This window comes from Gordonia sp. YY1, assembly GCF_009872315.1.
In the GTDB taxonomy this organism is placed as follows: domain Bacteria; phylum Actinomycetota; class Actinomycetes; order Mycobacteriales; family Mycobacteriaceae; genus Gordonia; species Gordonia amicalis.
Genome location: NZ_WXYI01000026.1, coordinates 1 through 13,884 on the forward strand (window position 1 = coordinate 1; position 13,884 = coordinate 13,884).

11 protein-coding genes are annotated in these 13,884 nt (G+C 68.4%); all 11 read right to left on the reverse strand.

Annotated features, from left to right (window positions below; all coding sequences use genetic code 11):
- Positions 1-318 precede the first annotated feature (318 nt).
- Complete coding sequence (gene tyrS / locus BPODLACK_RS21835; protein WP_024498582.1) at positions 319-1,665, reverse strand: tyrosine--tRNA ligase; 1,347 nt, start codon at positions 1,663-1,665, stop codon at positions 319-321.
- Positions 1,666-1,739: 74 nt separating this feature from the next.
- The gene (locus BPODLACK_RS21840; RefSeq protein ID WP_024498583.1) at positions 1,740-1,955 is read right to left on the reverse strand and encodes a Trm112 family protein; all 216 of its coding nucleotides are present in this window, start codon (positions 1,953-1,955) and stop codon (positions 1,740-1,742) included.
- A 5-nt stretch (positions 1,956-1,960) separates the two neighbouring features.
- Positions 1,961-4,957: an AMP-binding protein gene (locus BPODLACK_RS21845; protein ID WP_159406239.1), complete on the reverse strand. Its 2,997-nt coding sequence runs from the start codon at positions 4,955-4,957 to the stop codon at positions 1,961-1,963.
- A gap of 81 nt (positions 4,958-5,038) precedes the next feature.
- Positions 5,039-6,490 (reverse strand): argininosuccinate lyase, encoded by a 1,452-nt coding sequence (gene argH, locus BPODLACK_RS21850; RefSeq protein ID WP_159406221.1) that lies wholly within the window; start codon positions 6,488-6,490, stop codon positions 5,039-5,041.
- Positions 6,487-7,686, reverse strand: coding sequence for an argininosuccinate synthase (locus tag BPODLACK_RS21855; protein WP_159406222.1), 1,200 nt, complete (start codon positions 7,684-7,686; stop codon positions 6,487-6,489). The genes argH and BPODLACK_RS21855 overlap by 4 nt, the downstream gene beginning before the upstream one ends.
- A 157-nt stretch (positions 7,687-7,843) precedes the next feature.
- Complete coding sequence (locus BPODLACK_RS21860) at positions 7,844-8,350, reverse strand: arginine repressor (protein ID WP_006437368.1); 507 nt, start codon at positions 8,348-8,350, stop codon at positions 7,844-7,846.
- Between the two features lie 61 nt (positions 8,351-8,411).
- Positions 8,412-9,335, reverse strand: coding sequence for an ornithine carbamoyltransferase (gene argF, locus BPODLACK_RS21865; protein WP_024498586.1), 924 nt, complete (start codon positions 9,333-9,335; stop codon positions 8,412-8,414).
- Positions 9,332-10,570 carry an acetylornithine transaminase gene (locus BPODLACK_RS21870; RefSeq protein ID WP_159406223.1) on the reverse strand — a complete coding sequence of 413 codons (1,239 nt, stop codon included), beginning with the start codon at positions 10,568-10,570 and terminating at the stop codon, positions 9,332-9,334. Before BPODLACK_RS21870 ends, argF begins: the two co-directional genes overlap by 4 nt.
- Positions 10,567-11,541, reverse strand: coding sequence for an acetylglutamate kinase (argB, locus tag BPODLACK_RS21875; protein ID WP_159406224.1), 975 nt, complete (start codon positions 11,539-11,541; stop codon positions 10,567-10,569). Before argB ends, BPODLACK_RS21870 begins: the two co-directional genes overlap by 4 nt.
- Positions 11,538-12,797, reverse strand: a complete 1,260-nt coding sequence (gene argJ, locus BPODLACK_RS21880) for a bifunctional glutamate N-acetyltransferase/amino-acid acetyltransferase ArgJ (RefSeq protein ID WP_159406225.1) — start codon at positions 12,795-12,797, stop codon at positions 11,538-11,540. The genes argB and argJ overlap by 4 nt, the downstream gene beginning before the upstream one ends.
- Complete coding sequence (argC, locus tag BPODLACK_RS21885) at positions 12,794-13,873, reverse strand: N-acetyl-gamma-glutamyl-phosphate reductase (RefSeq protein WP_159406226.1); 1,080 nt, start codon at positions 13,871-13,873, stop codon at positions 12,794-12,796. The genes argJ and argC overlap by 4 nt, the downstream gene beginning before the upstream one ends.
- Positions 13,874-13,884: the final 11 nt, after the last annotated feature.

Genomic DNA, 13,884 nt, shown 5'->3' on the forward strand with positions numbered 1-13,884 from the left:
GAATGCACGATGCCAAAATGGCATCAGACAATTCATCATCACACTATCGAGTTCTCAAAGAACACACACCCACCAGACGTCCTCTTGACGAGTCCGGCTCCGGTGAGCCTCTCCCAGAGCGTGAGAAATTCTCACGCTCTTGTTCTCGGGAGTGGCCCCGCACAGGCGGCCCGAGCGAGTAGCTCGGGCACTTTTGCTTCCCCGGTGCTTGCGGCTCCGGGGGAGTTGCTCTCTGCGGTGCGTCGATTAAGTTACACAGGCGCGAACAACGCGTCAAATCGCCTGGTCAGAGGCGTGGTTCGCTACGGCTTGGCTGCGTCAGCGGCCCAGTCTCGCGCCGGCGAAGCTCTTCTTGCCGCGGCGCACGACCAACCATCGCCCGTGGAGCAGGTCGGAGTCCGCCGGCTGCCACTCCGGATCGGTGATCTTCGTGTTGTTCACGTACGCGCCGCCCTCGGACACGGCACGACGCGCAGCCTTGTTGCTCTCGGACAGCTTGGTGTCGACGAGCAACTGGATGATCGTGGGTCGCTCCTGCACGTACTCCGCGATGACGGTCTCCCCCACTGCCGCCGCGAGCGTGGACTCGTCGAGCTCGTCGAGCTCGGCGCGACCGAACAGGGCCTGGCTGGCGAGCTCGACTGCGCGCGTGTTCCCTTCCCCGTGGATCAGGGTGGTCATCTCGGCGGCGAGCTTCTTCTGCGCGAGACGCAGGTGTGGCTTCTCCTTCGTCGCCTGCTCGAGTTCGGCGATCTCCTCGCGTCCGAGGAAGGTGAACCACCGCAGGTAGCGGATGACGTCCGCGTCGGCGGTGTTCACGAAGTACTGGTACCAGGCGTACGGGCTGGTGAGCTCGGGGTCGAGCCACAAGCTGCCGCCACCGGTGGACTTGCCGAACTTCTTGCCGTCCGACGACGTCACGAGCGGCACGGTCAGTGCATGCAGGGACAACCCGTCGAGTCGGCGTCCCAGGTCCACACCGCCGACGATGTTCCCCCACTGATCCGAGCCACCGATCTGCAGGAGGCAGCCGTACCGCCGATTGAGCTCGACGAAGTCGTTGGACTGCAGGAGCAGGTAGCTGAACTCCGCGTAGCTGATGCCGTCCCCCTCGAGACGTCGCTTCACGGTGTCCCGGGCGAGCATGACGTTCACCGAGAAGTGCTTCCCGAGGTCGCGCAGGAACTCGATGGCGGAGAGCTGTCCGGTCCACTCGAGGTTGTTGACGACGAGCGCACCAGTCGGCGACTCGTCGATGTCGACGAAGCGACGGAGCTGGGCGTCGATCCGGCCGGCCCATTCGGCGACCGTGTCGGGAGCGTTCATGGCCCGCTCCCCCACTTCCCGGGGATCACCGATGAGACCGGTGGCCCCACCCGCGAGAACGATCGGCCGATGGCCCGCGAGCTGGAAGCGTTTGAGGGTCAACAGCGGCACGAGGTGACCTGCGTGCAGACTCGACGCCGTCGGGTCGAAGCCCGCGTACAACGTGATGGGCCCGCCCGCGAGGGCCTCACGCAGTGCGTCGAGGTCGGTGGACTGCGCGATCAGACCTCGCCACTCGAGTTCGTCGAGGATGTCGACGGGTGCGGTTCCGCTCTGGGCGGTCGCGGCCCGGACGATTTCGTCGGTCGTGTTGGCGGTTCCCTCAGTCTCAGCACTCACCCCCCGATCTTGTCATCCATCGAGATCGGGGCTCGGACGAGGTGACTCGTGAGTGGGCTGCCGGCAGGCGTCGGCTACTGCTCGGAGATCAGGCGTTCGTGCTCGGCGTCGTCGACCTTGCGTGCCTCGTCGATGAGCATGACGGGGATTCCGTCGGCGTCGATCCGGTACGCGACATGGAGCCGCGGGTTGTAGAGCTCGTCGCCGGCGTTGATCAGCGGGCCGTGGTCCTGCGGGCAGGCCAGCCGTTCGCGCACGATCGGGTCGATGGCCTCAGCGCGTGTCGTCACGCGGCTCAGCCTAGGGCATCGTCGATCGACGAATGGCCCCAGTCCAGCTTCTGGGCGATCGTCCTGGTGTAGCGCCGGTACCGGCCCTCCTCATCGCGATACCAGGTCCGGGGACCGGGTTTCGGCAGACCTTCGGCCGCGAAGGCGGTGCTCAGCGGACGGAACGACGCCGAGTGCGGGATCTCGTCGACGACGCGGATGAGGTGTGGTCGCAGTTCGGCGGGGAACTCCCCGAGTGCGATGCGGAGCTGGGTGACGGTGAGTGAGTCGGCTTTCGCGTCCGGACGTAGCGTCAGCGCGGCGACGGCCACCTGATGACCCGGTTCTCCGACCCCGTAGGTGACCACCTGGTCGACACCCTGCATACGCGACAGAGCGTGGGTGATCGGCGGGATGAACACGGGGCCCGCCTCGGTCCGGATCACGCGGTCGATGGCACCGAGGAAGTACAGATCACCGTCGGCGTCGCGGACGAACAGATGTCCCGACACCTCCCACCGGTCGCGGCTGGTGAACACGTCGCGGAGCACCGTGCCGTTGGTGTCGAACTTGTGCTTGGCCTTGGAGAGCAGCAACCCGGCTTCACCGATCTCGGCCCGCCGGACGAATCCGGACTCGTCGATGAGCAGGCGGTCGTTCTCGATGTCGTAGGCCGCGACCTCGACGGGATTGGTCTCCGGAAGGGGCCGCCCGACGGAGGACAGCTTGTCGCCGGAGACGTTGGCCAGGATTGCCGAGCCGTCCGCGGTCGCGAAGAACTCGAGGATGCGGGCGCGTGGGAAGCTGCTGCACACGTCCTCCCACAGACCGGCCGACATCCCCGAACCCATGAAGAGTCGGATCGGGTTGTGTTGGTTGATCCGGAAACGGGGATCGCGCACGACGCCGCTGAGCATCGACCAGGTGTAGGACACGACGGTGACGCCGTACCGCTGCACCTCGGTGGCGAAGGTCTCCGGGTCGATGCCGTTGGACAGGGCGATCCGCGATCGGCCGACCACGGTGGCGCCGAGAGTCGTCAGCAGGCCGGAGGCGTGATGCAGGGGCGGCAGGCAGTACACCGTGTCCCGGTCGGACAGCGCCGCCGCCGATGCCGCACCGAACGCCGACATCGCGAACCGGTGGTTGGTGACCGGCCACGGGACGAGTTTGCCGCGCGCACGGCTGAACAAGATGAACGCGAGATCACCGGCCAGGCCGGGATCCGGCCGGTACCAGGTGGGCAGGACGACCGCGTCGGGATCGATCTGCTCCATGTCGATGATGGTGGCGCCGTCGACACCGTCGATGTCGCGGGAGTCGCCACTGCCGCCGCCGAGGACCAGCACCCGACCCGACGCCGCGGTGGCGAGGTCGAGGTTGTTGGGGTCGGTGACGATGACCGAGCTGTCGGCGAGCCGCATCATCTCCCGCACGTCGGCGTCGGCGGCGAGGAGGACGGAGACGGCTCCGAGCCGGGCCAGTGCCGCGACCACGACCAGTGCGCTCGGGCGGGTGTCCATCAGAACGCCGATGTGCTGCCCCGGCCGCACACCGCAGTCGATGAGACCGGCGACCACGTTGTTGATGCGGGCGTCGACTTGCGCATGGGTCAGCACGCGGTTCTCGAAGAGGAACAACTCGTTGTCGCCGTGCTTCTTGGTGTTCTCCGCCATCAGCTTGGACAGGGAGATCCGCGTGCCACCCTGGATCTGACCGAGGCGGAGCAGCCGCGGCACCGTACGCACCGACTCGGAGGCGACCGCTCGCGACGTCCGTTGCAGGGAGTTGACCAGTCCGAGCAGCTCGCGGGACGCGGCGGTGCCGGCATCGGCGACCGAACCCATCCCGTGGGTGATACGGGAGGACAGACTGACGCCACTGCCGTGGCCAGGCTCCGCGACCGTCATCTCACTGATGAGCTCCGGGCGGGTCCCGTTGGCCGACAACCAGTTCACCCAGTCGGCCGTCGTGGGCCAGGTGTGCTGACCGGCCGAGGAACCGACCACGAGCCCGAAATGACCGACGGGCAGCGTGGATTCGTATACCTCGGCGTCTGGCGCGGCACGCACGATCCCGCGCACCGCGGCCGGCTGACCGATGTCGTCGGCCTCGCCGACAAACGCCAGTACCGGACAGGTGATCTCGGTGAGCGACACGAGGTCACCGTTGATCACGAAGCCACCGGAGACCATGCGGTTGTGGGCCACGAACTGACGCAGCAGTTCGGCGATCGCCGGACCCGACCACGCGACCCAGCCGTCGGCCTCGAGAAACCTGCGCTGATCCTCACGCGGCAAAAGCGCCTCGCGGTCGTGGAGACGGCGGAGGAAGTCGATGCGGCTGCGGACGGTCTTGACCGGATCGAGCAACTGGAAGCCGGTGCGTGCCATCCAGTCCCGCACCCAGAGATTCCGCACGAACGATCTCTCGGCGAGGAACTCGGCAGCCGGCGCCACCAACCCCGCCGGCAATCCGAGGGGCAGTGCCGCGAGGACGTCGACCGGGCTGCCGAAGGTGATGAGGCTCGCGATCCCCTTCGACCGCCGGTACGCCGCGGTCTGGTACGCGAACATGCCGCCCTGGGAGTACCCGGCCAGGTGGATGTCGCGTCCGGTCGCCTCGATGATCAGGTCGATCGCTTGACTGATGGCGACCACATGGTCGGCGAGATTGCGTTCCATCCCGCCCTCTTCGGTGTCCGGGGACCCGAAGTCGATCACCCACGGCGTGATGCCGTTGCGATGGAGGACGGACACCGCACCGTTGTGTTCGGTCACGTCGTAGACGTTGGCGGACACCATCATCGGAGGCACGAGGACGATGTTGGGGCCGGTGGACGGATCGTTCGGGAAGTACCGCCGCAGGCGGAACATCTTGCGCGTCTCGACGATCGCGAAGGGCGCCGGTTCCGTCCCGGTCTCGAGTCCGCCGAACCGCAGGACCTCGAGCCCGTTCTGAGCGGTCGCCACCACCCGGCTGACCACTCCCCCCACATCGGGGATACCGTCCCAACCCACCATCGCGTCGAATCCTCCCGTCGTCAGCGTGACGTGCACCACCAACATCGGTGACATACGTCACTCTACCCACTCAGAAGTGGATCAGCGTCGTCCTCCGGGCCCCGCGTTCCAGCGTGTCCGCAGGTCGGCCGATTGCGACGACACCAGTTCTATCTGCCGTCGTACCTGAATCGGCGCGGTCCCGCCATGCGCGTCACGCGACTCCACCGATCCACGCACCGTCAACACGTCGCGAACCGCAGGGGTGAGCGAGGGATTGATGCCGGCCAGCGTCTCGTCGTCGAGCTCGTCGAGACCGACACCCCGCGACTCGGCCTCGCGGACACAGGCTCCGGCGACCTCGTGTGCAACGCGGAAGGGCACACCCTGCCGCACCATCCACTCGGCGATGTCGGTGGCCAGGGTGAAGCCGGCCGGGGCCAGCTCCTCCATCCGGTCGGTGTGGAACTCGAGCGTCGCGACCAGGCCGGTGACGGCCGGCAGCAGCAGTTCGAGCTGCGCCACCGCGTCGAAGACCGGTTCCTTGTCCTCCTGGAGGTCCCGGTTGTATGCCAGTGGTTGCGCTTTGAGGGTCGCGAGCAGACCGGTCAGGTCACCGATCAGCCGGCCGGCCTTGCCGCGCATCAGCTCGGCGACGTCCGGGTTCTTCTTCTGCGGCATGATCGAGCTGCCCGTAGACCAGGCATCGGCCAGTGTCACGTATCCGAATTCCGGTGTGCTCCAGATGATCACCTCTTCGGACAGCCGGGAGAGGTCGACCGCGATCATCGCGAACACGAACGCCGCCTCGGCCGCGAAGTCGCGGGACGAGGTGGCGTCGATGGAGTTCTCGGCCGGTGCGTCGAACCCGAGATCGGCCGCGATGGCAGCCGGGTCGAGACCCAGCGACGAGCCGGCCAGCGCGCCGGACCCGTACGGCGACACCGCGGTCCGGCGGTCGGCGTCGGCGAGCCGGTCGATGTCGCGGAGCAACGGCTGCGCATGGGCGAGCAGGTGGTGGCCGAGCAGGACAGGCTGAGCGGCCTGCAGGTGCGTCTTGCCGGGCATGATCGCGTCGGGATGAGCGGCCGCCTGGGCGGTCAGCGCGTCGACCACGTCGAGCAGACCGAGGGCGACGCGACGCATGGCGGCGCGCAACCACATCCGGAACAGCGTGGCGACCTGGTCGTTGCGTGACCGGCCGGCACGCAGCCGCCCACCGAGCTCGGGACCGACCCGTTCGATGAGTCCCCGTTCGAGCGCACCGTGCACGTCCTCGTCGGACTCCGCGGGACCGAACGTCCCGTCGGCGACATCGGCTGCCAGTCGGTCGAGACCGTCCAGCATGCCTTTCAGGTCGTCCCCGGTGAGCAGCCCCGCCTTGTTGAGCACCCGGGCGTGGGCCTTGGAAGCCTGGATGTCGAACGGCGCCAGGGCCCAGTCGAAATGGGTCGACTTGCTCAGGGCGGCCATCGCCGCGGCCGGACCGCCGGCGAAACGGCCGCCCCAGAGCGAACCCTCGTTGGTCGTTCCGCCGGTCTGCTCGTCACTCACAGATTCAGGTCCCGCTTGGCCGAGATCTTCGAGGACAGGCCGTGCAGCTCGACGAAGCCGCGGGCTGCCGACTGGTCGAAGCTGTCGCCCTCGTCGTAGGTCGCGAGGTTGAAGTCGTAGAGCGACTCGGAGCTGCGACGTCCGGTGGCCGCGATGTTGCCGCCGTGCAGGACGAGCCGGATCTCACCGGACACATGCTGCTGGGTCGAGTCGACGAAGGCGTCGAGCGACCGCTTGAGCGGCGAGAACCAGAGGCCGTCGTAGACCAGCTCGGCCCACTTGCGGTCGGTGCCGCGCTTGTACCGGCCGAGCTCGCGCTCGATGGTGACGTGCTCGAGTTCTTCGTGGGCGCGGATCAGGACCATGGCGCCCGGGGCCTCGTAGACCTCGCGGCTCTTGATGCCGACGAGACGGTCCTCGACGACGTCGAGGCGGCCGACGCCCTGCGCACCGGCGCGGCGGTTCAGCTCCTCGATGGCCTGCAGCACGCTGACCGGACGGCCGTCGATGCTGACCGGGCGGCCCTTCTCGAAGCCGATGATGACCTCGTCGGGGGTGTTCCAGTTGACGGTCGGGTCCTCGGTGTAGCTGTAGACGTCCTTGGTCGGCGCATTCCACAGGTCCTCGAGGAAGCCGGTCTCGACGGCGCGGCCCCACACGTTCTGGTCGATGGAGAACGGCGACTTCTTGGTGACGTTGATCGGGATGTCGTTCTCCTCGGCGAAGGCGATGGCCTTCTCACGGGTCCACGCGTAGTCGCGGACCGGTGCGATGACCTCCAGATCGGGTGCGAGGGTGGCGAAACCGACCTCGAACCGGACCTGGTCGTTGCCCTTGCCGGTGCAACCGTGGGCGACGACGGTGCCGCCGTGGTCGCGGGCGGCGGTCACCAGGTGCTTGGCGATCAGCGGACGCGACAGCGCCGAGACCAGCGGGTAGCGGTCCATGTAGAGGGCATTCGAGGTGATCGCCGGGAGGCAGTACTCGTCGGCGAATTCGTCACGGGCGTCGACGACGACCGCTTCGACCGCGCCGCAGTCGAGGGCGCGCTGGCGGATGACATCCATGTCCTCGCCGCCCTGCCCGAGGTCGAGGGCCACGGCGACGACCTCCTTGCCGGTCTCCTTCTGGATCCAGCTGATCGCGACCGAGGTGTCCAGGCCGCCCGAGTATGCGAGTACGACACGTTCTGCCATGAGGTGAAGCTCCTGTTCTAAGCGATGACCCGAGTCCATCATCGGCCCCGGGGTTCCGACCACACCGTCCGGGTCTCGGTTGGCGGTGTGGTCAATTGCGGTTCTCGTCGTGTCCGGCCGCGGTGAGTGCGTCCGGTGGTGGTGGGCAGGACGTGGGCTACACGAGGCCCTCGATCCGTCGGGCGAGTTCGGCTCCGTCGAGCGGCTCCCGGGCGACCACGAAGATCGTGTCGTCGCCGGCGATCGTGCCGACCACGTCGGGCAGCCGAGCACGGTCGAGGGCGGCCGCCAGATAGTGCGCGGCGCCCGGCGGAGTGCGCAGCACGGCCAGGTTGCCGCTGCTGTCGGTGGAGACCAGCAGCTCCGACACGAGGCGGGACAGCCGGTCGGTGCCGCCGGACACGCCGCGCACCGGCGAACCGTCCTCGGGAACCACGTAGACACCCGCACCGCCGTCGGCGGCCCGCAGTTTGACGGCCCCGAGCTCGTCGAGATCGCGCGACAGCGTGGCCTGCGTGGCATCGATCCCCTGGTCGGCCAAGAGTCGCTGCAGCTCGGACTGGCTACGCACCTGGTTGGTCGACAGGATGTCGATGATCCGCGCATGCCGCCCCGCGCGGGTCGCGGCGAGGCGGTTCTCCGTGGGTTCGGCGCCGGCGGTCATCGCTCGTCCTGTGTCACTGTTCGTCCTGGGTCACTGTTCGTCCTGGCTTGGGGATGTCATCTCACTGGTGCTCCAGAAGCCAGACCAGCAGTGCCTTTTGCGCGTGCAGACGGTTCTCGGCCTCGTCGAAGACGACGCTGCGCGGGCCGTCGATGACCGACGCGGTGATCTCGTCGCCACGGTGCGCCGGCAGGCAGTGCAGCACGATCGCGTCGTCGGCGGCGTGGGCGAGCAGCTCGTCGTTGATCTGGTACGGCCGGAAAGGCGCGGTGCGGTCCTTGCCGTCCTCCTCCTGACCCATCGACACCCAGGTGTCGGTGACCAGGACGTCGGCTCCCGTGGCCGCGGCGACCGGGTCGGTCACGAGCTGTACCGACCCCCCGGTCTCGGCGGCACGACGCTCGGTGTCGGCGATGATCGCCGGGTCGGGCTGGAAACCCTCCGGTGCGCTGATCGTGACGTGCATGCCGGCGGTGACGCCACCCAGCCCGAGCGAGTGGGCCATGTTGTTGGCACCGTCGCCGAGGTAGGTCATCTTCAGCCCCGTGGGCGACCCCTTGTGCTCGATGATCGTCTGCAGGTCCGCGAGCACCTGGCAGGGGTGGAACTCGTCCGACAGGGCGTTGACCACCGGCACGGTCGCGCTCGACGACAGCGCCTCGAGACGGTCCTGCCCGAAGGTGCGCCACACCACGGCATCGACGAAGCGCGACAGCACCCGTCCGGTGTCCTCGAGGGTCTCCTCGCGGCCGAGCTGGGTGGTGCGACCGTCCACGACGACCGCGTGACCGCCGAGCTGGGCGATGCCGACCTCGAACGAGAACCGGGTGCGGGTGGAGTTCTTGTCGAAGATCACCCCGACCCCGCGGGGCCCTTCGAGCGGGCGGAAGGCGAACGGCTTCGCTTTCACCTCGGCGGCGAGCGCGAGCACCTCGGCCTGTTCGGCCGGGGTGAGGTCGTCGTCGCGCAGGAAGTGCCGCGTCATGCCCCATCTCCCTTGTTCACGCTGTCTCCCTTGTTCACACTGTCTCCCTTGTCCTTCTGTGCAGCGTGCGCAGCGGCGTCCAGCAGGTCGGGCAGCGCTTCGACGAAGCTCTGCCCCTGCTCCTCGGTGATGATCAACGGCGGTGCGAGCCGCAGCACGTCGGGTGCCGGTGCGTTGATGAGGAATCCGGCGTCGCGGGCCGCGGCCTCGACGCCGGCCGACAGCGGCTCGGTGAGCACGATGCCGAGCAGCAGACCGGCGCCCCGCACGTGATCGATCAGCGGATGGTGGAGGCCCTCGATCCCGGTGGCGATCGTCTTGCCCACGGCGGCGACGTGATCGGTGAGACCTTCGGACTCGATGACACCGAGCACGGCGAGTGCCGCGGCCGCGGCGACCGGATTGCCACCGAAGGTGGTGCCGTGCTGACCGGGTTCGAACAGATCGGCGGCCGCACCCGTGGCGATGCACGCACCGATCGGCAGTCCGCCGCCGAGTCCCTTGGCGAGCGTCATCACGTCGGGAACCACACCCACCTGCTGGTGGGCGAAGAAGGTGCCGGTTCGCGCGACACCGGTCTGCACCTCGTCGAGGATCAGCAGCGCGCCGCGCTCGCTGGTGATGCGCCGGGCCGCGGCGAGATAGTCGGCGGGCGGGACGATCACGCCGGCCTCACCGAGGATCGGCTCGAGGATCACCGCGGCGGTCTGGTCGGTGACGACCGCGTCGAGCGCCTCGATGTCGCCGTAGGGCACGAACCGCACGCCCGGCGGCATCGGCTCGAACGGAGCACGCTTCGCCGGCTGTCCGGTCATCGCCAACGCACCCATCGTGCGACCGTGGAATGCCTTCTCGGCGGCCACGATCTCCGGCCGGCCGGTGCGGCGCGCGAGCTTGAAGGCGGCCTCGTTGGCCTCGGTGCCGGAGTTGCAGAAGAACGCCCGGCCGGGATGACCGAAACGGTCGAGCAGCTTCTCCGCGAGTTCGACGACCGGCGGCGAGATGTAGAGGTTCGACACGTGCCCGAGCGTCTGCAGCTGGGTCGTGACGGCCTCGACGATCGCCGGGTGCGCGTGGCCGAGGGAGTTGACCGCGATCCCGCCGAGCAGGTCGAGGTAACGCTTCCCGTCGGCATCGGTGACATACGGCCCCGAGCCACCGACCAGGGCGATCGGCGGGGTCCCGTAGTTCTTCATCAGCGACTGGCCCCAGCGCTGTTGCAGCGGTGCGGTCACAGGTCCTCCTCATGGGTTCCGGCGGCCGCCTTCGCCCCCGACTCGGCCGGGTCGACGACGGAGGTGCCGGTGGAGCTTCCGGTCAGTAGTTGGGCGAGCACCGAGTGGGCGACGCGGCCGTCGATCACGTGGGCGCGTTCGACTCCCCCGGTCACCGCACGCAGACAGGCCTCCATCTTCGGGACCATGCCGGAATCCAGCGACGGCAGGAGCTCGACCAGCGCATCGGTGTCGATCTGGGACACCAGCGACCCGCGGTCGGGCCAGTCGGTGTAGAGCCCCTCGACATCGGTGAGCATCACGAGCCGCGACGCGCCGAGCGCCTCCGCGAGCGCTCCCGCCGCGGTGTCGGCGTTGATGTTGTGGACGACGCCGTCACGATCGGGAGCGATGGTCGACACCACCGGGATACGGCCCGCCCCGATGAGATCGAGCACCGCCGAGGTGTTCACCGAGGAGATGTCGCCCACGAGCCCGATGTCGGTCGCGACGCCGTCGACGAGAACCGTCCGCCGCGTCGCGGTGAACAGGTGGGCGTCCTCGCCGGTGATGCCGACCGCATAGGGCCCGTGCGCGTTGATGAGGCCGACGAGCTCACGACCCACCTGACCGAAGAGAACCATCCGGGCGACGTCCATCACCTCCGGGGTGGTGACCCGGAAGCCGCCCTTGAATTCCCCTTGGAGGCCGAGCTTTTTCAGCATCGCCGAGATCTGCGGTCCGCCTCCGTGCACGACGACGGGGTGCATGCCGCAGGCACGGAGAAACACCATGTCCGCGGCGAACGCCTTCTTCAGCTCGTCGTCGACCATGGCGTTGCCGCCGTATTTGACGACGATCGTGGCGCCGGCGAGTTCCTGCAGTGCGGGGAGCGCTTCGGCAAGGATCGTCGCCTTCTGCAGACCTGCGGCCGGGTCGATCGCCCCCGGGACACTTTCAGTGGCACCGGATTCCGGTGTGGTGCCGGTCATGACGAGTACGCCGAGTTCTCTTCGACGTAGGCGTGCGAGAGGTCCGTGGTCCGGACCGACGCCGATGCGTCGCCGAGTTTCAGGTCGACGAGCACGTCGATGTCGGCGTCGGACAGGTCGACGTCACGCGCACCCCGCACGCCACAGCCGTTCTCGCACACCGGCGATCCGTTGAACGACACGGAGATCACGTCCGGGTCGATGCGGACCGGCGAGGCGCCGACCGTGGCCAGCACCCGGCCCCAGTTCGGGTCGGAGCCGAACAACGCGGTCTTGACCAGGGAATCGCGTGCGACGAACCGGGCGACGGTCAGCGCATCCTCCTCGGTCGGTGCGCCCGTGACGGTGATGGTGACCCGCTTGGTGACGCCTTCGGCGTCGGCCTGCATCTGGGCGGCCAGATCGTCGCAGACCGCGAACACGGCCTCGTCGAGGTCGGCCTGGTCGACCGGGATCTGGCTGGCGCCCGAACTCAGCAGCAGCACCGTGTCGTTGGTGGACATGGAGCCGTCGATGTCGAGCCGGTCGAACGTCCGCGCCGTCGCCCGGCGCAGCGCGGTGTCGAGCTGTTCGGAGGTCGCCGCAGCGTCGGTCGTGAGCACCACGAGCATCGTCGCGAGCGACGGCGCCATCATCCCGGCGCCCTTCCCCATACCGCCGACGTTCCATCCCTGGGGATGGTGCAGCGCAGCCTGTTTCGGCACGGTGTCGGTGGTCATGATCGCGTGCGCGGCATCGGTGCCGCCGGTGAGTCCGCCGCCCATCTCCTGGACGATCTCGGTGACGCCGGCGAGGACCTTGTCCATCGGGAGGCGATCGCCGATGAGACCGGTCGAGCAGACCGCGACCTCCACCGCACCGGTGCTGGTCCCCCAGTTGCTCAGCGCCTCCGCGACGGCCTCGGCCGTCTTGTGGGTGTCCTGGAATCCACCCGGTCCGGTGCACGCGTTGGCACCGCCGGAGTTGAGGATCACGGCCCGCAGCCTGGCCGTGGTGAGGACCTGCTGGGACCAGAGCACCGGAGCCGCCTTGACCTGATTGGTGGTGAAGACACCCGCGGCCGAACAGTCCGGACCCTCGTTGACGACGAGAGCGAGGTCGGCGGCACCGGATGCCTTGATACCGGCCGCGATTCCCGCTGCACGGAATCCCAGCGGCGCGGTGACACCCTGTCCGCGGACGAGCCGCGGATGATCGCCCGGGGCGCCGCCCTCGATCCGCTCCGGATCCTGCTGGGTGTTCTCGATTCCCGTCACGGTGCGACTCCCACGGTGCTCAGTCCCTCGTTCTCCGTCCAGCCCAGCGCCAGGTTCATCGATTGGACCGCGGCGCCGCCGGTCCCCTTGGTCAGGTTGTCCACGGCGCCGACGACCACCAGGGTCTGGGCGCGCTCGTCGACGGTCACGCCCAGCTGGACCGCGTTCGACCCGATGACCGAACCGGTGGCCGGCAGACGACCTTCCGGCAGTACGTGGATGAATTCCTCGTCGGCGTAGGCCTTTTCGTAGACCGCGCGTACCTCGTCGCCGGTCGCGGTGGTCCGTGCGGTGCACGTCGCGAGGATGCCCCGCGCCATCGGCGCGAGGATCGGGGTGAACGAGACGGTGACGGGCTGCTGCGCCGCCGCCGAGAGTGCCTGCGAGATCTCCGGGGTGTGCCGGTGGATACCGCCGACGCCGTAGGCGCGGGCCGAACCGATGACCTCGGAGGCCAGGAGATCGACCTTCGGCGAGCGACCCGCACCCGACGCGCCGCTGACCGCGACCACGGTCACGTGCGGCTCGGCCAGGCCTGCGGCGATCGCCGGGAGGAGCGACAGGATCGACACCGTCGGGTAGCAACCCGGGACGGCGATCCGGCTGGCGTCCTTGAGGACGTCGCGATTCCCCGGCAGCTCGGGCAGTCCATACGGCCAGGTTCCTGCATGATCGCCGCCGTAGTAGGCGGTCCAGTCGCCGGCGTCGCGCAGTCGGAAGTCGGCACCGCAGTCGATGATCAGGGTCGTCGGCGGCAGTGCGTCGGCGATGACGGCCGACGCGCCGTGCGGCAGGCCCAGGAAGACGACGTCGTGACCGCCCAGGATCTCCGGTGTGGTCTCCTCGAGAACCCGGTCTGCCAGCGGCAACAGGTGCGGATGGTGGGATCCGAGCGTGGTGCCGGCGTTGCCGCCCGCCGTCAGCGCACCGATCTCGAGCTCACCGGATCGCAGACGGGGATGCCCGCACAGGAGTCGGAGGATCTCACCACCCGCGTAGCCGCTCGCGCCGGCCACCGCGACCTTCACCTTGCTGGTTGAGCTTGTCCCGCTGCTGGTTGAGCTTGTCGAAGCCATGCAATCATTAT